Raw genomic sequence first — 25,769 nt, forward strand, 5'->3', positions numbered from 1 at the left:
TAAAATTAATCAAATACCTTGTTAATTATTTCTTGTTGTTGAGAATTATGCCTTTTGGCATATCCTGTTGCAGGAGTTGCGTCTGGGCTTCTTCCTATATAAGAAATTTTATTATTATTAGCCTTTAAAGTGTCTAATGTCCATTGGATATAATCTCTAACTGAAAACCAAGCACCCATATTTTTTGGTTCTTCTTGACACCAAAAGAATTCAGCATTTTGAGAGTACGGTTTTAACTCCTTAACCAAAGCTTTTGCTGGAAATGGATACAATTGTTCAACTCTATACATCACTACATCATCTCTTTTAAGCTTTTCTCTGGCGTCTAACAAATCAAAATATACTTTTCCAGAACAAAGAATTACTTTTCTTATTTTAGAACTTTCTTTTAGTTTAATAAATCCTTTAGACTTAGGATCTATAGCATGATCCCACAATACTCTATGGAAAGTATTTTTTTTGTTAAAATCTTCTAAATTTGAAACACTATACTTATTTCTTAACAGTGATTTTGGTGTCATTATAATTAGTGGCTTTCTGAAACTCCTATGCATTTGTCTTCTTAAAGCATGAAAATAATTTGCTGGGGTTGTACAGTTCATTACTTGCATATTATCGTTTGAGCATAGTTGTAAAAATCTTTCTAATCTTGCTGAAGAATGTTCTGGTCCTTGCCCTTCATATCCGTGTGGTAACAACATTACTATACCAGATGCTCTATTCCATTTTCTCTCACCAGATGCAATAAATTGATCAATTACTACTTGAGCTCCATTAGCAAAGTCACCAAATTGAGCCTCCCAAAGAGTAAGTGTGTTTGGCTCTACTAAACTATAACCATATTCAAAACCTAAAACCGCAAGTTCAGATAAAAAACTATCTACTACTTCAAATTGCTTTTGATTTTTAGAAATATTATTAAGTGGAATGTACCTAGAATTGTCTATTTGATTTCTTAAAACAGAATGTCGTTGACTGAATGTTCCTCTTCCAGAGTCTTGTCCTACAAGTCTAACTGGATATCCCTCTTCTAACAAAGATCCAAAAGCTAAAGATTCAGCTGAAGACCAATCAATTCCAGTACCTTTTTCGATACTTTCTTTTCTGGCATTAAATATTTTAGAGATAGTCTTGTGAATATTTTTTTCCTCAGGAATACTATTTATTTTACCTGAGATTATTTTTAATTTATTTTCATCAAAACCTGTTATTCCCCTCTTATCTTTACCTCTTTCAGGTTTATATCTTGACCATGTTCCCTCAAACCATTCTATTTTAGGTTTATAATCTTTTGCACTTTTATATTGTTCATCAAGTAAATCTTTAAATGATTTAACATTTTTATTTAATAATTCTTCAGTTATAGATTTTTCGTTTACTAATTTATTTCCATAAATTTTGTAAACACTAGGGTGTGATCTAATTTTTTTATACATTAAAGGTTGAGTAAATGAAGGCTCATCTCCCTCATTATGTCCAAATCTTCTATAACAAATTAAATCTACTACAACGTCTCTATTAAATTTTAATCGAAATTCAGTTGCTATTCTAGTTGCATAAACAACTGCTTCAGGATCATCACCATTAACATGAAGAATTGGTGCCTCTACCATTTTTGCAACATCTGATGGATAAGGTGAAGACCTAGCAAATCTTGGACTTGTAGTAAATCCTATCTGGTTATTAACAATAATATGAATTGTTCCTCCAGTGTTGTGTCCTGGAAGTCCAGACATTGCAAAACATTCTGCTACAACTCCTTGACCAGCAAAGGCTGCATCCCCATGAATGAGAATTGGTATAACTTTATTTCTTTCACGGTCTTTGTGAAAAAATTGTTTGGCTCTTGTTTGACCTAAAACAACTGGATTAACAGCTTCTAAATGAGAAGGGTTATCTGTTAAACTGACATGAACTGAGTTTCCATCAAATTCTCTATCTGATGATGCTCCAAGATGGTATTTTACATCTCCAGCACTATCTTCAGTATCGTTACTAAATTCACCTGCAAACTCATTAAAAATTTTTTTATAAGATTTTTGTAAAACATTTGCCAAAACGTTAAGTCTACCTCTATGAGACATACCAATTTTAACTTCCTTTATATTATTTTGACCACCAATTTTGATTATTTGTTCAAGAGCAGGTATTAAACTTTCACCACCATCTAAGCCAAATCTTTTTGTTCCCACATACTTTGTAGCTAAAAATTTTTCAAATCCTTCTGCCTGTACTAATTTATTTAAAATTGCCTCTTTACCATTTTTTGTAAATTGAAGTGCATTTTTATCTTGCTCTATCCTGTCTCTAAACCACTTTCTTTCATCTGGATTTGAAATGTGCATGAACTCATAACCTATTTTTCCACAGTAGGTTTTCTTCATAAACTTAAGTATTTCTCTTATGTTTGCATATTTGCGATTGATTACCCCGTTTAGAAAAATTTTCTTATCATAATTTTCTTTTTTAAAACCGTAAAAATCTGGATGAAGCTCATCTAAATATTCTGACTCTCTCATTTCTAAAGGATCAAGATCCGCTAATAAGTGTCCTCTTAGTCTATATGCTCTAATTAATGCTACAGCACTAATAGAATCTTTATTTGAGTCAGCAAGTAATTGAAAATTAAATTTTTCTGAAGTATCTAATTTGACATTATCAAAATCATTTTGATCTTGCTCTTCAATTTTTTTTTGTAATTCATCAATATCAATCTTTTTTTTAGTGGGTCCCCATGATGGACCATTAATTTCTTTTGCTATAACATTTAATTCTTCACCAATTCCCTCAAAATAATTTGCCCAACTTTCTGGAAGATCAGCATCTTTATTAATAAACTTTAAGTACATTTCTTCTATAAACGCACTATTAGATTTATTTAAAAATGAAGTTTTTTCGAAATCAAGATTTTTTGATGAAGACATCTTTTTATTGAATATATCCCTCTAATATTTTTTTTTCAATTAGACAGTTTATCAAATAAAGTTTTTCCAATAATTGACGGTGATTTGGCAACTGTAATACCACATTCTTCCATTTTTTTTATTTTATCTTCAGCTCCACCCTTGCCGCCTGATATAATGGCACCAGCATGCCCCATTCTCCTTCCTGGAGGAGCAGTAATTCCAGCAATAAATCCAACTATTGGTTTTTTAATCTTATGATTTTTTATAAATTCAGCCGCTTCTTCTTCAGCTGTTCCACCAATTTCACCTATCATTAAAATAGATTCTGTTTCATCATCATTTAAAAATAAATCTAAACAATCTATAAAATTTGTTCCATTAATAGGATCACCACCAATACCAATACAAGTTGATTGACCAAGTCCATTTTCAGTAGTTTGTGCTACTGCTTCATATGTCAATGTTCCTGACCTTGATACAATTCCAACACTTCCTCTTCTGTGAATACTTCCTGGCATAATCCCAATTTTACATTCATCTGGTGTGATTATTCCTGGACAATTAGGTCCAATTAATCTGCTATTAGAGCCAGTTAATTTTTGTCTTACCTTAAGCATATCCTGAATTGGAATTCCCTCTGTTATACAAACAATAAGTTCAATTGATGCATCAATAGCTTCAATTATTGCTGCTGCAGCAAATTTAGCAGGTACATAAATCATTGTTGCATCTGCTCCTACTTCATTTTTTGCCTCTAAAACGCTATTAAAAACTGGTCTGTCTAAATGTTTTTGCCCACCTTTCTTTGGCGTAACTCCACCAACAAGATTGGTTCCATATTTTATAGCTTGCTCTGAATGAAATGTTCCGTGTGAGCCAGTAAATCCCTGACAAATTACTTTAGTGTTTTTATTTACCAAAACTGACATTTTATTTTATTGCCTCAACAATTTTCTTAGCAGCATCATCTAAATTTTCTGCAGAAATTAATTTTAATCCAGAATTATCAAGAATTTCTTTTCCTTCCTTGAAATTTGTACCTGCTAATCTTACAACTAAAGGTACACTTATATTTATTTCCTTAGCTGCATCAACTACTCCTTGGGCAAGGACATCACATCTCATTATTCCTCCAAAAATATTAATTAAAATACCTTTAACATTTTTATCTGAGAGAATTATCTTTAATGCAGCAGATACTTTTTCTTTGGATGCACCACCGCCTACATCTAAAAAATTTGCTGGTTCTTTACCATACAATTTAATTATATCCATTGTTGCCATTGCTAATCCTGCCCCATTCACCATACAGCCAATGCTTCCATCTAGCTTAATATATGCAAGATCATGCTTGCTAGCTTCTATCTCGGTAGGATCTTCCTCATTTAAATCTCTTAATTCAATAATTTCTGGATGCCTGAATAAAGCGTTAGAGTCGAAATTAACTTTTGCATCTAAACAAACAATTTTTTCCTCTTTTGTCAAAATTAATGGATTTACTTCAACCATGTTTGCGTCAGTACCTACAAACATTTTATATATTGATTTAATTAATGTTATTGCTTGTTTTTTTACGTCTTCATTTAAATTAAAAATATTAATTATTTTTTCACAATCTGTATCAGAAATTTCATCACCCATATCAACTTTTGTAGTGATAATTTTTTCAGGTGAACTGCTTGCAACTTCCTCAATATCCATCCCTCCTTGGTCACTTGATATAAATGCAATTTTAGAACTTGCCCTATCAACCAGGCACGATAAGTAAAATTCTTTATCTATATTTGATGATTCTTCTACGTATAATCTTTTTACCTCTCTACCTTCAGGGCCAGTTTGATGAGTAACTAGTGTTTTTCCAAGTAATTCTTTAGCTGCTACCGTTAGTTCCTCAATAGAGTTTAAAATTTTTACACCGCCAGCTTTTCCTCTACCTCCAGCATGAATTTGTGCTTTAAGCACATATTTCTCAGTTTTGAGTGCTTTTGCTTTTTGAATAAGTTCATCAACATTAAGCGCAAATACTCCTTCGGGAACTACAGCTCCATATTTTTTTAATATTTGTTTAGCTTGATGCTCGTGAATATTCATTATTATTTAGATAAATCAGGATCTATTTTAGATGCAGCTTCCCATAAAGCTTTTACAGCATCTATTGAATGCATAAATTCTTTTTTTTCTTTTTCATCTAAATTAATCTCTTCAATTTTTTCTACACCATCTTTTCCAATGACAACAGGAACACCTGCATAAACATTTTTCACACCATATTCTCCATTTAATTGTACAGCGCAGGGTAATAATTTTTTCTGATCATTTAAATATGCTTCTGCCATTTGAACACCTGAAGCTGCTGGCGCATAAAAGGCTGATCCTTTTTCTAAATATTTAACTATTTCCGCACCACCATCTCGTGTTCTTTGATTAATTTCCTCAACTCTTTCTGAAGAAATCTTTCCATCCTTTACAAGATCTAACAATGGTTTACCTGAAATTTTTGTAAATCTTGGCATAGGAACCATGGTGTCACCATGACCACCCATAACCATTGCCTCAATTTCTCTTACTGGCACATTAAGTTCTAATGATAAAAATAATTTAAATCTCGAACTATCTAAAATACCTGCCATACCAACAACTTTATTTGAGGGCAAACCTGAAAATTTTTGAAATGCCATAACCATAACGTCTAAAGGATTGGTGATACAGATCACAAAAGCGTTAGGAGCATTTTTCTTTACCCCCTCAGCAACTTGTTTAATAATTTTTAAATTAATTCCAAGAAGATCGTCTCGGCTCATTCCAGGTTTTCTTGGAACACCTGCTGTAATTATAATTACATCTGAATCTTTTATATCCTCATAGTTATCAGTTCCTGAAAACCTAACATTGAAACCATCTACAGATGAAGATTGTGCAATATCTAATGCTTTTCCTTTTGCAATACCACTAGCTACGTCAAATAAAACTACTTCATTTACTAATTCTTTTGTTCCTATTAAATGTGCAAGAGTTCCGCCTATTTGGCCTGCACCAATTAAAGATATTTTTGTCATTTATTTCCTTTATTTCATTGTTGGCATAACAAATTCCGCATTTGATCGGACACCTGAAGGCCATCTGGATGTTACTGTTTTAAGTTTAGTATAAAATTTTATTCCTTCCATACCATGCATTCCACTATCTCCAAATAATGATCTTTTCCAACCACCGAAACTATGAAATGCCATTGGCACTGGGATCGGCACGTTAATACCAACCATACCTACTTGAATTTTACTTGCAAAAGTTCTACCTGCATCACCGTCTCTTGTATAAATACTAACTCCATTTCCGTACTCATGGTCGTTAATTAATTTTGCAGCTTCTTCAAAAGTTTTTACTCGAACAACTGATAAGACTGGACCGAATATTTCCTCTTTGTAAATTCTCATATCTTTATTTACATGATCAAACAAGCATCCACCTATATAGAAACCATTTTCATAACCCTGAAGTTTTAAACCCCTTCCATCAACCACTAGCTTTGCGCCTTCCTTGACACCTAAATCAACGTAACTTGTAACTTTTTCTAAATGTTCTTTTGTAACTAAAGGTCCCATTTCTGATGCTTTATCCATTCCAGGACCAACTTTTAAAGCTTCAGCTTTTTTTGATAATCTTGATACAAGTTCATCACCAATATCTCCAACCGCAACCGCAACTGATTGAGCCATACATCTTTCTCCAGCTGAACCATAAGCAGCACCCATCAAACCATTTACTGCACCATCTAAATCACAATCTGGCATAACAACTAAATGGTTTTTTGCTCCACCCAAAGCTTGAACTCTTTTTTCATTTTTAGCTGAATTTTCATAAATATATTTTGCAATAGGAGTAGATCCTACGAAACTAACAGCTTTGATATCTTTGTTTTCCAAAATTGCATCAACAGCTTCTTTATCTCCATTTATTACGTTAAATACACCCTCTGGAAGACCCGCCTCAGAAAGTAATTCTGCTAATCTTATTGCGCAAGAAGGGTCCTTTTCTGATGGTTTAAGAATAAAAGTATTTCCACAAGCTATTGCTATTGGAAACATCCACATTGGTACCATGGCAGGAAAATTGAAAGGTGTGATACCTGCAACAACTCCTAATGGTTGTCTAATTGACCAACTATCAACATTGGTACCAACATTTTCTGAAAACTCACCTTTTAATAAATGTGGTATTCCACAAGCAAATTCTACCACCTCAAGTCCTCTAGTTAAAGAGCCTCTTGCATCTTCATAAACTTTTCCATGTTCTGAAACTATTAACTTCGTTAATTCATCAGAATTTTTTTCAATTAATTCTTTAAATTTAAATATTATTCTAGCTCTTTGTAGAGCAGGTTTTAAAGACCAAGTTTCAAATGCTTTTTTTGCTACCTCAACAGCACTATCTAAATCAGATCTTGAAGCAAGTCTTACCTCTGACTCTTGTTCACCAGTTGCTGGATTAAAAACTTTCCCTTTTTTATCTGAAGATCCCGGAATTATTTTACCGTTTACGAAGTGTTCTATTAATTTCATGAATACGGTGTTTTAGATCAAAAATATCGAATAGTCTATTTAAACATTAGCTGTTGCTAACATTTTTTTTATTTCAGCTATAGCTTTTGCTGGATTCAAGCCCTTAGGACATGCATTTGTACAATTTAATATTGTATGGCATCTATATAATTTCAATTCATCTGAAACTTTTTTTAATCTAGCTTTTCTCTCTTCATCTCTACTATCAATAATCCATCTATAGGCCTGTAGCAGAACTGCAGGACCTAAATATTTATCTCCATTCCACCAATAACTTGGGCAAGATGTAGAACAACAGGCACACATAATGCATTCATAAGCGCCATCAAGTTTTGCTCTATCTTCTTTAGACTGATAAATTTCTGTTGACTGTTTTGTTGAGTTATTTTTTAACCAAGGTTCAATAGATTGATATTGTTTATATAAGCCATCTAAATCGCCGATCAAATCTCTTTTAACTTTTAAATGAGGTAGAGGATAAATATCGATGTCACCATCTATCTCTGCATGTGGAGTTGTACAAGCCAATCCATTTTTTCCTCCCATATTCATAGCACAAGAGCCACAAACACCATGAGCACAAGACCTTCTATAGGCCAATGTCGGATCAATTTCGTTTTTAATTTTATTTAAAATATCCAGCACCTTAGATGGACAATTATCCATATCAACTTCGTATGTATCAATTCTGGGATTTTCTTCTGTCGATGGATCCCATCTATAAATATTGATCTTTCTTAAATTTTTAGATCCAGTTTTGTCTTTAAAATATTTGCCTTTTTTAACCTCTGAATTTTTAGGTAAGCTTAACTGAGCCATTAATATACTCGCTCTTGTGGTGGAAAATATTGAACTTCGTTTGTTAAAGTTGATTTGTGTACCTCTCTGTAACTTATCTTTATATTTTTCCCATCACACCAAGCAAGAGTATGTTGCATAAACTTTTCGTCATCTCTTTTTGGATAGTCATCTCTAGCGTGAGCACCTCTGCTCTCTTTTCTATGATATGCAGACTCTACAGTAGTTACTGCTTGTCTTATTAAATTATCAAATTCTAGTGTTTCAACTAAATCAGTATTAAATACTAAAGATCTATCTTTAACTGAAATTGAGTCCATGCCATCATAAGTTTTTTTAATCTCATCAACACCTTCTTTAAGATTTTTTTCTGTTCTGAAAACTGCACATTTCGACTGCATCGTTTTTTGCATTGAAAGTCTTAGTTCTGCAGTACTATTATGTCCTTGTGCATTTCTAAGTTTATCAAATCTATCTAAACATTTTTGTGTTTCTGACTCAGGAATTTCCTCATGAGGTGTTCCTGGCTTGACTAATTCAGCTGCTCTTTTTGCTGCTGCTCTTCCAAATACTACTAAATCAATTAAAGAATTAGAACCAAGTCTATTTGCTCCGTGAACAGAGACACATGCCGCTTCTCCTATAGCCATTAGACCTGGAACAGTTTTTTCTGAGCCGTTTACAGTTAATACTTCTGCTTTATAGTTTGTTGGAATACCACCCATGTTATAATGAACTGTTGGTACAACAGGAATTGGTTCTTTAGTTACATCTACATTTGCAAATAATCTTGCTGCATCAGTAATTCCAGGAAGCCTGCTTTCAATAACTTCTTTGTCCAAGTGACTTAGATTTAAGTGAACATGATCTTGATCTTTTCCAACACCTCTTCCCTCATTAATCTCTATAGACATAGATCTGCTAACAACGTCTCTTGATGCTAAATCTTTTGCATTTGGAGCATACCTTTCCATAAATCTTTCACCTTTAGAATTTGTAAGATACCCCCCTTCTCCTCGGGCACCCTCTGTTATTAATGTACCGTGGCCATAAATTCCTGTTGGGTGAAATTGAACAAACTCCATATCCTGAAGCGGCAATCCAGCTCTTAAAACCATTGCATTACCATCACCAGTGCAAGTATGTGCTGATGTTGCTGAATAATAAACTTTTCCATAACCACCTGTAGCAATAATTACTGTGTGCGCTCTGAATCTGTGAATTGTGCCATCATTCAAATTCCAAGCAATTAAACCTTTGCATTCTCCATTCTTCATCAACAAATCTAATGCAAAATATTCTATAAAAAATTCTGTATTATGCTTTAAAGCTTGTCCATATAATGTGTGTAAAATAGCATGTCCTGTTCTATCAGCTGCTGCACAAGTTCTTTGAACTATTCCGTTCCCATAATTTTTCGTCATTCCACCAAATGGTCTTTGATAAATTTTTCCCTCATCAGTTCTGCTAAATGGAACTCCATATTTCTCTAATTCTAAAACTGCTTTAGGTGCTTCTTTACATAGATATTCAATACTATCTTGATCGCCTAACCAATCTGCACCTTTGACAGTGTCATACATGTGCCATCTCCAATCATCTTCCCCCATGTTTCCTAGTGCTGCTGATATTCCACCTTGTGCAGCTGATGTATGACTTCTGGTAGGAAATACTTTTGAGATACATGCTGTTTTTAAGCCAGCCTCGCTAAGCCCTACTGCTGCTCTTAAACCTGATCCACCTGCACCAAGTACAACAACATCGTACTCATGGTCTATAATATTATATGCTTTCATGTATTTAAGTTTAAAATTACAATTATTGTAATTACTGGGATTGTTATAGCAAAAAAATTTAGGACTTTGTTTGCGGCATTTTTGATTTTTTTATCGTTAATATAGTCTTCAAAAACCTCACTTATAGTTAAAGCTGAAAAAAAATAAGCAATAACTAAAAATAACCCAATTAAGAATTTAGATGGTTGTGTTGTTAAAAAATTCACTATTTCCAAATAACTTTTATCATAAATATTCACTAAGTTTATAATAAACCAAAGCATTAAAGGTAATAAGATTGCAGAACTAATTTTTAAGAATAACCATTTTTTTGTTACTGGCAGCATTATATTAATCCTCTGCCAATTATATAAATTAAGATAGTTAAAATAATCGAGCCAAAAATAACTAGCAAACCTGTAATTCTTGTTGTTTGTAATTCAAATCCATAGCCCAAATCCATAATTAAGTGTCTTATTTCACTTAACATTTGAAAACTAAATGACCAGGTTATTCCAATTAAAATAAATTTACCTAAAAAGGTTTCTAAAAAAATTTTTATAATTTGATAATTACTTTCTCCTAGAAACATTAATGCAAACCAAATACAAATTAGAGTAATTGCAAAAAAATTTATTATTCCTGTAATTCTATGTGAAATAGATACTAACGAAGAAATATGCCATTTATATATCTGTATGTGTGGTGATAAAGGTCTGTTTTCCATATTTTATTTTGAATTAATAACTGTTTCAGCAATTTCAACTGAATTAAGTGCAGCACCTCTCAGAAGGTTGTCTGATACAATCCACAAATTTAATGAATTTTTTTTTGTTTTGTCTTCCCTAATTCTAGATATAAATGTCTCATCACTTCCTGCTGCTTCAAATGGTGTGCTATAACCTCCATTTTCTCTTCTATCGATAACCTCACAACCATCTGCTTTACTTAAAACATCTTTCACTTTTTCTAAAGTATATGGTTTTTCAAATTCTATATTTACAGACTCCGAATGAGATACTAAAACAGGAATTCTCACACATGTAGCTGTAAGTTCAATTGAATCATCTAAGATTTTTTTTGTTTCATTTGTCATTTTTAATTCTTCTTTTGTATATCCATCATCAGCAAAAACATCGATATGTGGAATAACATTAAAAGCAATTTGTTTAGTAAAATTTTTTGACTCTATTTTTTTTCCATCTAAATATTTTTTAGTTTGATCAATTAATTCGTCCATTGGACTTTTGCCACCACCTGAAACAGATTGGTAAGTTGAAACTACAACTCTTTTAATTTTAAATAAATTATGTAGTGGTTTAAGTGCTATAACAAGTTGTGCTGTAGAACAATTTGGATTAGCAATAATATTTTTTTTCATATTTTTAATTTCCGTCGCATTAACTTGTGGAACAATCAATGGAACATCAGGATCCATCCTAAAAAAACTTGAATTATCTATTACAATTGTGTGCTTGGCAGCCTTCTCTGCAAATTTTTCAGCAATCTTTCCTCCTGCCGCAAAAAAAGTTATATCTGCTTTTGAAAAATCATATGTCTCTAAATTTTCAATAACATACTCTTTATCTCTAAAAGAGATTTTTTTTCCTGCACTTTTTTCTGAGGCAACTAAATAAAGATTATCAAACTTGAAGTTTTTTTTATCAAAAACTTCAAGAGTCTTTCTACCCACATTACCTGTTGCACCTACTATAGCTATGTTCATATTTAGAGTTTTATACTAAATAAAAGGTAAATCGCAAACTTTACCCACACAAATTTCACCATTTATCTTAGCTTTTATATCCTGATCAACGTTCCAGTGAGGTTTTTTCATCATAGCAATACCAATAACTTTTTTAAAATGTGGTGAATAGCAAGCTGATCTCAATTCTCCAATTATATTATTCTTTTGATCACTTAATTCTAATGATCCCGTAATACTTATTTTATCTATATCAAGCATTACTCCCATTAATTTTTTTTTAATTCCTTCAGATTTAATTTTTTTTAATTTCTCTTTGCCTAAAAAATTAACTTCGCTGTCTATGTTAATATATTTATCAAATCCACATTCATATGGATTATCTCCATTATCGATATCATTTCCATACGATAATAATCCACTTTCAATACGCTCTATTAAATTTGGACAACCTGGTTTGATATTTAATTCTTTTCCAATTTCAAAAAGATGATCATATAATTTTAATCCAGAAACATTATGCTCAACATAAATTTCATAGCCACCTTGTTTAGACCAACCAGATCTTGCAATTAAATGTTTATCACCACCAAATTCAAAATAATCAAAACCAAAGAATTTTAAATTAACTATCTTATCTCCAAAAACTTTTTCCATTAATTCAAATGATTTTGGACCTTGTATAGCCATTATATCAACATCAGGTTCAAAAATCTTTACGTCAAATTTATTTCCAATAGCTAACCCTTTTGCAAATAATATTACATCTGAGTCAGCAAGAGAAACCCACCATTTATTTTCATTCAATCTAAGTACAACTGGATCATTAATCAGGCCTGCGTTATCATCAATTATTGGACAATAATAACATCTTCCATCTTTCGATTTAGATAAATCTCTACAAGTCATCAACTGAACTAACTTCGCTGAGTCTTTACCAGAAATTTCCACCTGTCTTTCAGCAGCTACATCCCAAATTTGAACATACTGTTTTAAGTGATGGTATGAGTCCTCAATTGAACCAAACGCTGCGGGAAGCAACATATGATTATAAATTGTATAAGCCGTAACCCCTTGTTTTTCTATTCTAGAGGTATAAGGAGTGCCTCTCAGTCTTCTCGATTTTGCAATTGAAAAACTTTTCATTTTTTTAAAAATTCTAAAACCTTGTCTCTCATTTCGAATGCTTTTTCAATCATAATCATATGACCACAACCCTCAATTATATGTGTTGTTGAATTTTTAATGAAACTAGAAAACTTTTTACCTGACTCTAGATTTACCATCTTGTCTAATGATCCAAATATCAACAAAGAGGGACAGTCTATTGATCTAGCAGCATCAGAACCATTAGTATAATTATTACATGCAATTAAATCGACTGCTAATATTTCTCTAATATCTCTTGGTGACTGTATTATTTTTTCCACTGGATTACCTCCTATAAATTTTTTTGAACCTTCATAACCCCACTTCATCATCAATTTAACAGCATCAGTATCTCCATTTTTTGCTAAATCTATTAGATCTGGATGAACTGGCATTCTATTTGAACCACCAATAAAAACTAATTTTTTTAATCTTTTTTTATACTTAGATGCATATTCAAGTATCTCTAAACATCCTTGGGAGTGCCCGACAATAATTAGTTGTTTTAAATTTAATTTTATAAACACTTGTTCTAGCCAATCAGCTATTTTTTCAATACTATCTAAGCAGGGGCCATCTGAATTACCGTGCCCAGGTAAATCTATAGATAATACGTTAAAATTATTATTTAAAAAAAACTGTTCAGTTAGAGACCAAACAATATGCGAAAGACCACTTCCGTGAAGAAATACTATTGTTTCTTTATTTTTATCAATACCCTGTCCTGCATCAGAAGCATAAATATTTTTATTTTCCAATTGAAAATTCAAAAATTACCTAAACTTGTTTTCTTAATTCAAACTTTTGTATTTTTCCTGTCGAAGTTTTTGGCAACTCACAGAAGACAACTTTCTTGGGAACTTTAAATCCCGCTAAAGTTTCTTTACAAAAATCAATTAATTCTTTCTCGCTAACTGGTTTGTCTTTAACTGCTTCGATAAATGCACATGGCACCTCACCCCATTTTTCGTCTGGTTTTGCTACAACTGCTGCAATCGAAACGGATGGGTGTTTGGATAAAGTATTTTCAATTTCAATTGAAGAAATATTTTCTCCTCCAGAAATAATTATATCTTTTGATCTATCTTGTATTTTAATATAGCCATCAGAATGCATTACAGCTAAATCACCACTGTGAAACCAACCATCTTTCATGGCTTTTTCAGTAGCCTCTTTATCTTTGAAATATCCCTTCATTACGACATTTCCTCTAATCATGATTTCACCAATTGTCTTTCCATCTCTAGGAACCTCTTTCATTGTCTCAGGGTCTAAAACAACTACACCTTCCGTATTAGGGTACTTCACACCTTGTCTTGCTTTAATCTCGTTTTGTTTTTCTTCATCAAAATTATTCCATTCATCATTCCAGGCACACTGAGTTACATGACCATAAGTTTCTGTTAAACCATATACATGCATTACTTCAAATCCAAGAGCTCTCATTTTTTTAAAAATTATACTTGGTGGAGGAGCACCAGCAGTTAAAACATAAACTTTTTGTTTTAATTTTTTCTTTTCACTTTCTGGTGCTCCAGTAATCATATTCAATACTATTGGAGCACCACCAAAATGAGTGATTTCATATTTATCAATAAGTTCAAAAATTTTTTTAATATCTATATTTCTTAAACATATTGTTCTTCCGTTTAGCATCGGTACAGTCCATGGATAACACCAGCCATTGCAGTGGAACATTGGAACAACTGTTAAAAAATTTAATCTATTTGGCATATTCCAAGCAACTGAGCTTCCTGTAGACATTAAATATGCTCCCCTATGATGATAGACAACACCTTTGGGATTTCCTGTAGTACCTGATGTATAACTTAGTGATATAGCTTGCCACTCATCTTCGGGCATTTGCCATTGATAATTTTCATCACCTGTATTTAAAAAACTTTCATATTCTAAATCACCAATTTTTTCCAATTTTGATTGGTCAGCATATTTATCGTTTATGTCAATAATAGTTATTTTTTTATTAAGATTTTTTAATGCTTTTTTTACTTCTCCATGAAGTTGTCTATCCACAACTAACACTTTTGCTTCGCTATGATCTAAAATATAGGAAATTGTTTTAGCATCTAATCTTATATTTATAGTATTAAGAACTGCACCAGTCATAGGTACAGAGTAGTGTGCTTCAAAAATCTCTGGTGTATTGAAAGCTAAGAATGAAACTGTGTCACCTTTTTTAATACCTATTTTTGTCAATGCACTAGCAAATTTTACAACTCTTTTATAAACTTCAGCCCAGGTATAATTTCTTTCTTCATAAATTATAGCCTCATAATTTGGGTAAATTTCTTTTGCTCTTTTTAAAAAAGTTAAGGGAGTGAGGGGTACGTGATTTGCTTTATTTTTATCTAAATTTGTATCGTAATGGCTCATTAATTAAACTTAAAATTCATTATATTTGAGCTTCCTGAGATTGCTGATTTGTAATGATACTCAGCCCGAGGTAATACCTTATCAAAATAAAATTTAGCTGTATTTATTTTATCACTATAAAATTCTTTATTTGAATTAAAATCATTAAAACTAACCTCTAAAATTTTAATCCAAGCATAAGCAATTGAAACATAACCTAAGCTTTTTAAATAATCATTTGCTGCAGCACTAACATCATCCTTTTCAATTTTATTTTTATCATTTATCCAATCTGTGAATTTGGATAAAATATCTAAATAATGGTTTAATTCTTTAGAAAATGTTTTTACTTTTTCATTTTTGCTCTCACATTCAGATTTAATCATTTCTAAAAACTTATTTATAACATCGCCTTTTTTGTTAGATAATTTTCTAAATACTAAATCTGCAGCCTGTACGGAATTTGTTCCTTCATAAATTGGAGTAATACGATTATCTCGATATAATTGCTCAATACCTTGGTCTTTAGTATATCCGTATCCTCCATGTATCTGCATTGCATCGCTAGTAATTTCCATAGCTAAATCTGTAAAAAGTGATTTAACCACAGGCGTCATTAATGAAACGTAATCTAAAGCAGCTTGTTTAATTTTTTCGTCTGGATGATAAAGACTTACTTCTGTTTGTTGAGAAAGCCAAAAACATAATGCTCTTTCACCCTCAATTATTGATTTCATATTAAGTAAAGTTCTTCTAATGTCTGCATGATCAATTATAAAATCTGCACCGTTATTAGATTTTGAATTATTTGTTTTTCCTTGCTTTCTTTCTTTTGCGTAAGAAAGTGAATTTTGATAAGCAATTTCAGAAATACCTAAACCTTGAATGCCTACAACTATTCGCTCTAAATTCATCATTGTGAACATTGCACTAAGACCTTTATCTTTGTTACCAATCATGTAACCAGTTGCATCATCAAAATTTAAAACACAAGTTGCTGAACCTTTAATACCCATCTTACTCTCAATTGATCCAGTTGAAATTCCATTTCTTGGACCAATACTACCATCCTGGTTCACAATATATTTTGGAACTAAAAATAAACTAATTCCCTTAGTACCAGATGGAGAGTCTGGTGATCTTGCCAAAACTAAGTGAATAATATTTTCGGTTAAATCATGGTCCCCTGAAGTTATGAATATTTTTTGACCACTGATTTTATAAGTATTGTCTGATTGTTTAATTGCTTTAGTTTTTAACAAGCCAAGGTCGGTACCACAGACTGGTTCTGTTAAACACATTGTACCACTCCACTTACCTTCTACAATCTTTGGTAAATATTTATTTTTAATTTCATCAGAAGCATGATGATTAATACAATTATAAGCACCAATACTTAGTTCACTATATAATTTAAATGATAAGCTTGCTGAAGATAGCATTTCATCAAAAAACGCACTTACTGTTTTTGGCATTCCTTGACCTCCATATTTTGGATCACAAGACAATGAAGTCCAACCATCCTCAATATACTTTTGATACGCTTCTTTGTAGCCTGGGGGTGTTCTGACAACACCATTTTCTAAAACTGCTGGATTTTCATCTCCTGATTTAGCAAGAGGTAAAATTAAATTTTGATTTATCTTGGCTGCTTCCTCTAAAATATCTTTCACTAGATCTGAACTAACTTCATTATATTTTTCAAGTTCATTATAATTTTTATTGTCTCTTAATTTTTCAAAGAGAAACATCATGTCTTTTACTGGAGCTGTATAACTTGGCATATTTAAACCTTAAAATAATTCTAGTTTTATTGCAATTTTGAAATTATCGCATCACCCATTGCTGAAGTAGACGTTTCTTTCATACCATCTGACATTATATCTTTTGTTCTTAAACCATTATTTAGAACATCTTGAACTGCCTTTTCTAAAACATCTGCTTCTTTATCAAGATCTAATGAGTACCTTAAAGCCATAGCAAAACTTAAAATAGAAGCAATTGGATTTGCAATACCTTGCCCAGCTATATCAGGAGCTGATCCATGTATTGGCTCATACATTGCTCTCATCTCACCATTTTTATTTTTTGCACCCAAAGAAGCTGAAGGCAAAAGACCTAAAGATCCAGTTAACATCGAAGCTTGATCAGACAGCATATCCCCAAATAAATTATCAGTTACAATTACATCAAACTGTTTTGGGTTTCTTAATAGCTGCATTGCACAGTTGTCTGCTAACATATGACTTAATTCTACATCTTTATATTCTTTATTATGTAGCTCTTGAACCTCTTCCTTCCACAATTGTCCAGCCTCCATCACGTTTGACTTTTCGCATGATGTAACTTTGTTAGATCTTTTTCTTGCTAAATCAAAAGCAACTCTAGCTACTCTTGTTATTTCACTAGTTGTATATGTATGAGTATTAATTCCTTTTCTTTCGCCATTTTCAATTGGCTTTATTCCTCTAGGTTCACCAAAATATATGCCACCTGTTAACTCTCTTACTATCATTATATCTAAACCTGAAACTACTTCTGGTTTAAGTGTTGACGCACTGACTAACTGTTCAAAACAAATTGCAGGTCTTAAATTTGCAAATAATTTTAATTCCTTTCTAAGTTTTAATAAAGCTCTTTCAGGTTTTTTTGAAAATTCTAAACCGTCCCATGTAGGGCCACCTACCGCTCCTAACATAATTACCTCACTCTCTAAAGCTTTATAAAATACCTCATCAGTAATTGGAGTGCCATGTTTGTCATAAGAACAACCACCTACAAGCTCTTGATCTATTTCAAAATCTAATGATTTTTTATCATTAAACCAATTTATAATTTTTTTTACTTCAGCAATTACTTCTGGACCAATACCATCACCAGGTAATAATAATATTTTTCTTTTTTTTACTTTAATCATTAAACACCCAAGGTTTTTCGTTTTTTAGATTGTTTTCAAATTTTTCTATTTTTTCTGATTTTTTTAATGATAAAGCAATATCATCAAGTCCCTCAAGCAAACATTTTTTTTTAAACGGATCAATCTCAAACTTAAGCTCATTATTTCCATAGACTATTTTTTCTTCATTTAAATCAATATAAATTTCTTCTTTTCTATTTGCATACTCAGAAAGCTCTTTTATTTTTTCTTCTTCAAGGATTATAGGTAAAATTCCATTTTTAAAACAATTGCTATAAAAAATATCTGCATAACTTGAGCTTATCACACAAGTAATACCAAAATCTAGTAGTGCCCAAGGAGCATGTTCTCTTGATGATCCACACCCAAAATTTTTTCCTGCAATTAAAATTTTTGACTGTTTGTAAGGATCATTGTTTAACACAAAATCATTGATCTCTTTTCCTTTATCGTCATATCTCATTTCAAAAAATAAATTTTTTCCAAGTCCCGTTCTTTTTATTGTTTTAAGAAATTGTTTTGGAATTATCATATCCGTATCAATATTAACTATTGGAAGATAAGCCGGAATACTCTTCAATTTATTAAATTTTTGCATTTAATTTTGATACTTTCTTACATCATCAAGATTACCTGATATAGCGGCAGCAGCTGCCATTCCAGGACTAACTAAATGTGTTCTTCCACCTCGTCCTTGTCTACCTTCAAAATTCCTATTTGATGTAGAGGCACATCTTTCTTCAGGTTTTAATTTATCTGCATTCATCGCTAAACACATGGAACAACCAGGTTCTCTCCATTCGAAACCTGAGCTAACAAAAATTTTATCTAATCCTTCTTGCTCTGCTTGCTCTTTAACTAAACCAGAGCCTGGAACTACGATAGCATTTACATGAGAGCAAATTTTTTTATTTTTTAAAATTTTTGCTGCTTCTCTTAAATCTTCAATTCTGCCATTAGTACAACTACCAATAAATACCTTATCTATTTTTATATCTGTAGCTGCCATGTTAGGCTTTAAACCCATATAGTTAAGAGCTCTTTCAATTGAGTTCTTTTTATCTTGATCCGTCTCATTGTCAGGATTAGGAACTTTTCCATCAATTGTAATCACATCTTGAGGTGATGTGCCCCATGTAATCATAGGTAAAATTTCATCTGCATTTAAACTAATTTCTTTATCAAAACTTGCACCAGTATCTGTTTTTAAAGTTTGCCAATAATTTACAGCTTTCTCCCAATTTTCATCTTTTGGAGACATTGGTTTCCCTTTTAAATATTCAAAAATTTTTTCATCAGGTGCAATTAATCCTGCTCTTGCACCACCTTCAATTGTCATATTACAGATTGTCATTCTTTGCTCGACTGTCAAAGATCTAATTAAATCTCCAGCATATTCCACAACACATCCAGTTCCACCAGCAGTACCAATTTTTCCAATTATTTGAAGTATTACATCTTTAGAGGTAACCCCTAGAGGAAGTTCACCATTTACATTAATCCTAAAATTATTAGCCTTCTTTTGAACTAATGTTTGAGTAGCTAACACATGCTCAACCTCAGAAGTTCCTATTCCAAATGCTAAAGCACCAAATGCTCCATGCGTTGCGGTATGACTATCTCCACAAACAATAACTGTACCTGGTTGAGTAAAACCTTGCTCTGGTCCAATAATATGAACGATACCTTGCCTCTTATCATCCATACCAAATAACTGAACACCGAATTCTTTACAATTTGCCTCTAAAGTATCTACTTGAATTTTTGACTCTTCATCTGAAATACCTTTTGATCTGTCGGTTGTTGGAACATTATGATCTGCAACTGCTAAAGTTAAATTTGGATGTCTAACTTTTCTGTTAGAATTTCTTAATCCTTCAAAAGCTTGGGGGCTTGTCACCTCATGAATTAAATGTCTATCTACAAAAAGTAAAGATGTGCCATCATCTTGTTGGTCAACTAGATGATCATTCCAAATTTTATCGTATAATGTTGTAGACATTGAAAAAAAAATTATTTTTTTTCTTTAGAGCTTTCTGATTTTTGTTCTTCTTTAGGAGCCTCTGCTGCTGGAGCCGCCTCTTCTTTAGGTGCTGCTTCTGCTTTAGGAGCCTCTGCTACTGGTGCTGCTTCTGCTTTTGGAGCTTCTTCTTTTGTTGCTTCTATTGCAGGAGCTACATTTTCTTCTGTAACTGTCTCTGGTTTTGCCTCAATATCAATACCAATTTTTTTTCTAATTTTTTCTGCAATCCTTGCTGATTTACCAGTTCTGTCTCTTAAATAATAAAGTTTTGCTCTTCTTACTTTACCTGATCTAATAACCTTAATTGAGTCAATTAAAGTTCCAAATAAAGGAAAAGTTCTCTCAACACCCTCTCCAAATGAAATCTTTCTAACCGTAAAAGATGAGTTTAAGTCTCTGCTTTTTTTAGCAATACACACTCCTTCAAAATATTGAATTCTTTCTTTTTTACCCTCGGTAATTCTCACACCAACTTTAACAACATCTCCTGGATAAAATTCTGGAATTTTTTTCTCTGAAAGAATTTTGTTAACGTTATGCTGATTTATTTCTTCAATTGTTTTCATGTTAATGTTTATCAAGTTAATTCTTCTTATATTTTTCCCATAAATCCGGTCTTCGGTCGCGTGTTATAGCCTCAGATTGAGATAAACGCCAGTGTTTAATTTTATTGTGATCACCTGATAATAGCACGTCTGGCACAGCTTTTTCCTCCCAAATTTTAGGTTTTGTATACTGGGGATACTCTAAAAGACCATTTTCAAAGGTTTCATCTAATTTGGAGTTTTCATTTCCTAATACACCTGGCAGCAATCTTAAAATACTATCTATAACTACATATGCAGCTGACTCCCCGCCTGACAAAACGTAATCTCCAATACTAATTTCCTCAATATTTCTTGTTGAAAGTATTCTTTCGTCCACACCTTCAAAATGACCACAAATTAAAGACAGAGATTTTTCACTAGCTAGCTCTTTTGCTAAATTTTGATCAAATTTTTTTCCTTTTGGCGATAAGTATAAAATTCTCTCACTCTCATTTTTGTTTTCATCTAAAGACTTTGCAAGAACATCTGCTTTTAACAACATTCCTGAACCACCCCCATAAGGTGTGTCATCTACTGTTTTATGTTTGTCATCAGCTGCATCTCTTATATTTACAACTTTAAGTTTCCATAAATTATTTGATAAAGCTTTTCCATAGAGTCCTTTAGATAAAGGACCAGGAAAAACCTCTGGATAAAGTGTAAACACTTGAGCTTGCCACATAAATAATCTTTAAATTATTTTTTTTCCTCTGCTGGAGCTGCTTCTGCTTTTGGAGCTTCTTCCTTGGGAGCTTCTTCCTCAGGAGCTTCTGCTGCTGGAGCTGCTTCTGCTTTTGGAGCTTCTTCCTTAGGAGCTTCTTTATTATCCTCTTCTTTTTTATTTCTCTCTTTTTTTGGCACTGCTTTATTTGGATTATTTCCATTTGCAGGCATGGGCATTAATTCGTTTTCACCTAAAATTCTTGCTACTCTAGTTGTTGGTTGAGCTCCTTGACCAAGCCAATATTTAATTCTCTCAGCTTCTAGACCCACTCTTTCTTTTTTCTCTTTTGGTAATAGAGGATTAAAGAAACCAACCTTTTCTATAAATCTTCCATCTCTTGCAAAACGACTGTCGGCAACAACAACTTTATAAACAGGACGTTTTTTTGTTCCACCTCTTGATAATCTTAATTTTAACATTTTTTCTCCTTTTTACTTTAATTGGTTGAATAGCTCTGGCGGTATACCTTTATCAGACATACCTTTCAGATTTCCTTTTGACATCTTTTTCATCATTTCAGACATCATTTTAAATTGCTTAAGCAATTTATTGATAGTGGCCGGATCTGTGCCAGAGCCATTAGCAATTCTTTTTTTTCTAGAACCATCTATTATTTTTGGGTTCTCTCTTTCTTTTTTTGTCATTGATAAAATAACAGCTTCATTTTTACTAATTATACTTTCATCAATTCCCGCTGAATCCATTTGAGATTTAATTTTAGAAACTCCTGGCATAAAAGACATAATTCCCTCAATGCCACCCATTTTTTTCATTTGTCTTAATTGAGATAAATAATCTTCCATAGAGAATTGACCTTTTTTTAAATTTTCCTCTGCTTTTTTTAGATTTTCTTCTCCTAAATCTTGAGCCGCCTTTTCTACAAGGGATACAATATCCCCCATACCTAGTATTCTGTTTGCAATTCTATCTGGATGGAATACTTCAAGATTATCTATTTTTTCTCCTATACCTAAAAATTTAATTGGAACGTTTGAAACATATTTCATGCTCACTGCGGCTCCACCTCTTGCATCACCATCAGCCCTAGTTAAAATAATTCCAGATAAATTAACTGTATTTTTAAATTCTTTTGCCACTGAGGCTGCAACTTGACCTGTTAAAGAGTCTGCAACTAAGAAAGTTTCTGTTGGATTAATGACAGCTTCAATTTGCTTAATCTCACTCATCATTTGTAAATCAATTTGAGTTCTACCAGCAGTATCAAATAAAATTATTTCAGCTCCATTTAAATTAGCGGCACTTATTGCTCTTCTACAAATATCAGCAGGTTGCTGACCTTCTATAACAGGTAAAGTTAAAATATTATTTTGTTCTCCTAAAGATCTAAGTTGTTCTTGTGCAGCTGGTCTGTAAATATCTAGACTGACCATCATTACTTTTTTCTTTTTATTATTTTCTAAAAATTTTGCTAATTTTGCTGTTGTTGTTGTTTTTCCAGAACCTTGTAAACCAACTAACATCATTGGCACAGGCGGTACTGCATTTAAGTTTATCTCATTATTTGTTGCACCTAATAAGTCTACAAGCTCATCATAAACAATTTTAACAACCATATCCCCAGGAGAGGTAGACCTTATTATCTCTTGGCCTAATGCTTTTGGTTTAACTTTTTCAATAAAATCTTTTGCAACATCCAAAGAGACATCTGCTTCAAGTAAGGCTTGCCTAATACCTCTTAAACCTTCATCTACTTGAGCTTCATCAAGTGAAGGTGCCTTTTTTAGAGAAGAAAAAATTTCTTCAAATTTATTTGTTAAATTTTCAAACATATTTATTACGCATAGCAGTAACGCACTAGTGGGCGAACCCTCGCTGACTAGTGTCGATCTCTTTGTTTCCAAAGACACCGCAAAGTTAATGTTTTTGCGGAAACGGCAACAAACTATAATAGAGGTTCAAAAAGTCAATAAATAAGTTAAATATCTATATATGGATATTAAAGCTTTTAAAATGGACGGTTTAGGTAATGATTTTGTCATCATAGATAATAGGCAAACAACTACAAATTTGACGAAAGAGCAAATAATAAAGATTTGTGACAGAAAATTTATTGGTTGTGACCAACTAATATTGATTAAAAAAAATGATATTTCAGATGCTTCACTAGAATTTTATAATTCAGATGGAGGAATGTCTGGTGCGTGTGGAAATGGTACGCGATGTATTGCTGATTTATTAGGCAAAGAAAATAACAAAAAAGAAATTGTCCTAACAACTTTATCTGGCAAATTAAAATCAAATATTGTTGGAGAAAAAATGGTTTCTACAGAAATAGGTGTTGCAAAAACAAAATGGGATGAGATTCCGTTGTCTAAAGAATTAAATACGAATAATTTAGGAATTAAAATTAATGACAAAAATAATAACGAATTTTCTGGCGGAACTGCTGTAAATGTTGGAAATCCACATGTAGTTTTTTTTGTTGATAATAACGAAAATTTTGAAATTCGAAAAATTGGACCAAAAATTGAAACCCACTCACTATTTCCAGAAAAATGTAATGTTACTTTAGCAACTGTTGTTAATAAAGAATTGATAAAAGTTAGAGTGTGGGAAAGAGGAGCTGGACTTACCAAAGCTTGTGGAACTGCAGCTTGCGCAACAGCTTTTGCCGCAAAACAAAACGGACTGGTAAATGATAAAGTGGATATTGAATTTTCTACAGGTAGATTGACAATTTCAATTGATGAAAACAATAGTATTCTTATGAAAGGACCGGTTTCAGATATTGAGGAGATAAATTTTAAAATTTAATGGGAATTTTTGAAAAATTTAAATCAGGTTTTAAAAAAAGTGCCTCAGCTTTTACAACAGGTTTAAGAGATATAGTTGTAAAAAAAGAGATTGATGACAAAACACTAGACAAAATTGAAGATTACTTAATTCAATCAGATGTTGGTATTGTTTCGGCTTCAGAAATAAGAGAAATTATTTCTCAAACAAAAATTGATCCCAATAAAGATTTAACCGACGAAATAAATAATATTTTAAAAAATTATATTATTTCAATTATGAAACCTTTAGAAAATATTGAATTCTTCAAAAAAAAAGAAAAATTAAATGCAACATTAATTTCAGGTGTCAATGGTGTTGGAAAGACAACTACTATTGGAAAAATAAGCAAAATATTAAAGGGTAATGGAAACAAGGTAATGCTAGCTGCATCAGATACTTTTAGAGCAGCAGCTATAGAACAACTAGAAAATTGGGCAAACAAAGTTGATGTTCAAATTACAAAATCATCTCAAGGTTCTGATCCTGCATCAGTCGCTTATAAGGCTGTTGAAGAAGCATTAAACAATAATTTTAACCAAGTTTTAATTGATACAGCTGGAAGACTACAAAATAAAAAAAATTTGATGGAAGAATATAAAAAAATTGCAAACGTTACTAAAAAAATTGATCCTGATGCTCCACATGATGTTATTTTAGTTTTGGATGCAACTTCTGGCCAAAATGTAATTAATCAAGTTGAAGAATTTAACAAAATTATTCCGATAACTGGTCTTATTATGACAAAATTAGATGGCACAGCAAAAGGAGGTATTCTTTTAGCTGTTGCTAAAAAATATAAACTACCAATTATTGCACTTGGATTAGGTGAAAAAGAAGATGATTTACAAATTTTTGAGGCCGAAAAATTTGCAGAGGCATTTACTCAAATTAATTAATTAAGGTACTTGAAATTAAAGGTTTGTAAAAACTACATTTGTAGTGTTCTTTAAATTCATAATGTCCACAATTTTTGGCTATCGAAGAAATAATAAAATCAAATTTTCCATTTACAGGATAAAGCTCTAGTTTCTTCTCAATTATATCAAATTTAAAATTAGCTTTTAAACTTTTTACAGCACTAATCATCACTAAAGTTTTATTATCTTTTAAAAGATAATATGCAAAGTCATCTGGAAAAACTGGAAAATCATATTCCTGTAAATAATATTTTGCAGTTTTGGGAAACCATTCATAAGAAATCAATGGCAAGGACTCTTTCGTTTTATAGTTATAAATATAAAGATCTTTTGGAAAATCATTAATATAATTTGAATCTTCTCCTCGAGCTAATACAGCTTTTTCACGGGTTTTAAAATATAATGCAAAATTTTCATCGTGTGAATTCATTTGATCAATATGAAAAAGGCTGTCTACAGATGCTAAATTTTCTTTGGCATTTGATAAATTATTTATAGAAAAAAGAACAATAAAAAATAAGAAAAAATTTTTCATAAATT

At 31.9% G+C, this 25,769-nt stretch carries 24 protein-coding genes; 2 read left to right on the plus strand and 22 right to left on the minus strand.

Annotation, left to right across the window (positions count from 1 at the left end):
• Positions 1–5: 5 nt before the first annotated feature.
• Genes ACTT9Y_RS02750 through ffh form a run of 21 tightly spaced genes read right to left on the minus strand, consistent with a single transcriptional unit; the run spans position 6 to position 23,306 of the window.
• Positions 6–2,924, minus strand: a complete 2,919-nt coding sequence (locus tag ACTT9Y_RS02750; RefSeq protein WP_440932902.1) for a 2-oxoglutarate dehydrogenase E1 component — start codon at positions 2,922–2,924, stop codon at positions 6–8.
• A 35-nt stretch (positions 2,925–2,959) separates the two neighbouring features.
• Positions 2,960–3,835, minus strand: coding sequence for a succinate--CoA ligase subunit alpha (gene sucD, locus ACTT9Y_RS02755; RefSeq protein WP_440932903.1), 876 nt, complete (start codon positions 3,833–3,835; stop codon positions 2,960–2,962).
• Between the two features lies 1 nt (position 3,836).
• The gene (sucC, locus tag ACTT9Y_RS02760) at positions 3,837–4,997 is read right to left on the minus strand and encodes an ADP-forming succinate--CoA ligase subunit beta (RefSeq protein WP_440932904.1); all 1,161 of its coding nucleotides are present in this window, start codon (positions 4,995–4,997) and stop codon (positions 3,837–3,839) included.
• Positions 4,998–4,999: 2 nt separating this feature from the next.
• Positions 5,000–5,962: a malate dehydrogenase gene (gene mdh / locus ACTT9Y_RS02765; RefSeq protein WP_440932905.1), complete on the minus strand. Its 963-nt coding sequence runs from the start codon at positions 5,960–5,962 to the stop codon at positions 5,000–5,002.
• Positions 5,963–5,971: 9 nt separating this feature from the next.
• Positions 5,972–7,465: a CoA-acylating methylmalonate-semialdehyde dehydrogenase gene (locus tag ACTT9Y_RS02770; protein WP_440932906.1), complete on the minus strand. Its 1,494-nt coding sequence runs from the start codon at positions 7,463–7,465 to the stop codon at positions 5,972–5,974.
• A 39-nt stretch (positions 7,466–7,504) separates the two neighbouring features.
• Positions 7,505–8,284, minus strand: coding sequence for a succinate dehydrogenase iron-sulfur subunit (locus tag ACTT9Y_RS02775; RefSeq protein WP_440932907.1), 780 nt, complete (start codon positions 8,282–8,284; stop codon positions 7,505–7,507).
• Complete coding sequence (sdhA, locus tag ACTT9Y_RS02780; RefSeq protein ID WP_440932908.1) at positions 8,284–10,059, minus strand: succinate dehydrogenase flavoprotein subunit; 1,776 nt, start codon at positions 10,057–10,059, stop codon at positions 8,284–8,286. Before sdhA ends, ACTT9Y_RS02775 begins: the two co-directional genes overlap by 1 nt.
• Positions 10,056–10,385 carry a succinate dehydrogenase, hydrophobic membrane anchor protein gene (gene sdhD, locus ACTT9Y_RS02785; RefSeq protein WP_075484699.1) on the minus strand — a complete coding sequence of 110 codons (330 nt, stop codon included), beginning with the start codon at positions 10,383–10,385 and terminating at the stop codon, positions 10,056–10,058. The genes sdhA and sdhD overlap by 4 nt, the downstream gene beginning before the upstream one ends.
• Positions 10,385–10,765, minus strand: coding sequence for a succinate dehydrogenase, cytochrome b556 subunit (sdhC, locus tag ACTT9Y_RS02790; protein ID WP_440932909.1), 381 nt, complete (start codon positions 10,763–10,765; stop codon positions 10,385–10,387). Before sdhC ends, sdhD begins: the two co-directional genes overlap by 1 nt.
• Before the next feature lie 3 nt (positions 10,766–10,768).
• On the minus strand, positions 10,769–11,764 hold the full coding sequence (locus ACTT9Y_RS02795; RefSeq protein ID WP_440932910.1) for an aspartate-semialdehyde dehydrogenase: 996 nt from the start codon (positions 11,762–11,764) through the stop codon (positions 10,769–10,771).
• Positions 11,765–11,779: 15 nt separating this feature from the next.
• Positions 11,780–12,889 (minus strand): dimethylsulfoniopropionate demethylase, encoded by a 1,110-nt coding sequence (locus tag ACTT9Y_RS02800; RefSeq protein WP_440932911.1) that lies wholly within the window; start codon positions 12,887–12,889, stop codon positions 11,780–11,782.
• A complete protein-coding gene (locus ACTT9Y_RS02805; protein WP_440932912.1) occupies positions 12,886–13,662 on the minus strand; it encodes an alpha/beta fold hydrolase in 777 nt (258 codons plus the stop codon). The genes ACTT9Y_RS02800 and ACTT9Y_RS02805 overlap by 4 nt, the downstream gene beginning before the upstream one ends.
• 7 nt (positions 13,663–13,669) lie before the next feature.
• Positions 13,670–15,286 carry a long-chain-fatty-acid--CoA ligase gene (locus ACTT9Y_RS02810; RefSeq protein ID WP_440932913.1) on the minus strand — a complete coding sequence of 539 codons (1,617 nt, stop codon included), beginning with the start codon at positions 15,284–15,286 and terminating at the stop codon, positions 13,670–13,672.
• Positions 15,286–17,049: an acyl-CoA dehydrogenase family protein gene (locus ACTT9Y_RS02815; protein ID WP_440932914.1), complete on the minus strand. Its 1,764-nt coding sequence runs from the start codon at positions 17,047–17,049 to the stop codon at positions 15,286–15,288. The genes ACTT9Y_RS02810 and ACTT9Y_RS02815 overlap by 1 nt, the downstream gene beginning before the upstream one ends.
• Positions 17,050–17,075: 26 nt before the next feature.
• Positions 17,076–18,182: a 3-isopropylmalate dehydrogenase gene (leuB, locus tag ACTT9Y_RS02820; protein WP_440932915.1), complete on the minus strand. Its 1,107-nt coding sequence runs from the start codon at positions 18,180–18,182 to the stop codon at positions 17,076–17,078.
• Positions 18,175–18,780, minus strand: a complete 606-nt coding sequence (gene leuD, locus ACTT9Y_RS02825; protein ID WP_440932916.1) for a 3-isopropylmalate dehydratase small subunit — start codon at positions 18,778–18,780, stop codon at positions 18,175–18,177. The genes leuB and leuD overlap by 8 nt, the downstream gene beginning before the upstream one ends.
• Complete coding sequence (gene leuC, locus ACTT9Y_RS02830; protein ID WP_440932917.1) at positions 18,781–20,184, minus strand: 3-isopropylmalate dehydratase large subunit; 1,404 nt, start codon at positions 20,182–20,184, stop codon at positions 18,781–18,783.
• An 11-nt stretch (positions 20,185–20,195) separates the two neighbouring features.
• Complete coding sequence (gene rplS, locus ACTT9Y_RS02835) at positions 20,196–20,771, minus strand: 50S ribosomal protein L19 (RefSeq protein ID WP_440932918.1); 576 nt, start codon at positions 20,769–20,771, stop codon at positions 20,196–20,198.
• A gap of 16 nt (positions 20,772–20,787) precedes the next feature.
• A complete protein-coding gene (gene trmD, locus ACTT9Y_RS02840; protein ID WP_440932919.1) occupies positions 20,788–21,474 on the minus strand; it encodes a tRNA (guanosine(37)-N1)-methyltransferase TrmD in 687 nt (228 codons plus the stop codon).
• 14 nt (positions 21,475–21,488) lie between these two features.
• A complete protein-coding gene (gene rpsP / locus ACTT9Y_RS02845; RefSeq protein ID WP_440932920.1) occupies positions 21,489–21,935 on the minus strand; it encodes a 30S ribosomal protein S16 in 447 nt (148 codons plus the stop codon).
• 12 nt (positions 21,936–21,947) lie between these two features.
• Positions 21,948–23,306, minus strand: a complete 1,359-nt coding sequence (gene ffh, locus ACTT9Y_RS02850; protein ID WP_440932921.1) for a signal recognition particle protein — start codon at positions 23,304–23,306, stop codon at positions 21,948–21,950.
• A gap of 160 nt (positions 23,307–23,466) precedes the next feature.
• Between ffh and dapF the strand changes: the two genes are divergently transcribed.
• Positions 23,467–24,291, plus strand: a complete 825-nt coding sequence (dapF, locus tag ACTT9Y_RS02855; RefSeq protein ID WP_440932922.1) for a diaminopimelate epimerase — start codon at positions 23,467–23,469, stop codon at positions 24,289–24,291.
• Positions 24,291–25,208, plus strand: coding sequence for a signal recognition particle-docking protein FtsY (gene ftsY, locus ACTT9Y_RS02860; RefSeq protein ID WP_440932923.1), 918 nt, complete (start codon positions 24,291–24,293; stop codon positions 25,206–25,208). Before dapF ends, ftsY begins: the two co-directional genes overlap by 1 nt.
• Here ftsY and ACTT9Y_RS02865 read toward each other — a convergent pair.
• Complete coding sequence (locus ACTT9Y_RS02865; RefSeq protein WP_440932924.1) at positions 25,201–25,764, minus strand: hypothetical protein; 564 nt, start codon at positions 25,762–25,764, stop codon at positions 25,201–25,203. The genes ftsY and ACTT9Y_RS02865 overlap by 8 nt on opposite strands.
• Positions 25,765–25,769: the final 5 nt, after the last annotated feature.

The organism is Candidatus Pelagibacter sp. (genome assembly GCF_052049995.1).
GTDB lineage: Bacteria > Pseudomonadota > Alphaproteobacteria > Pelagibacterales > Pelagibacteraceae > Pelagibacter.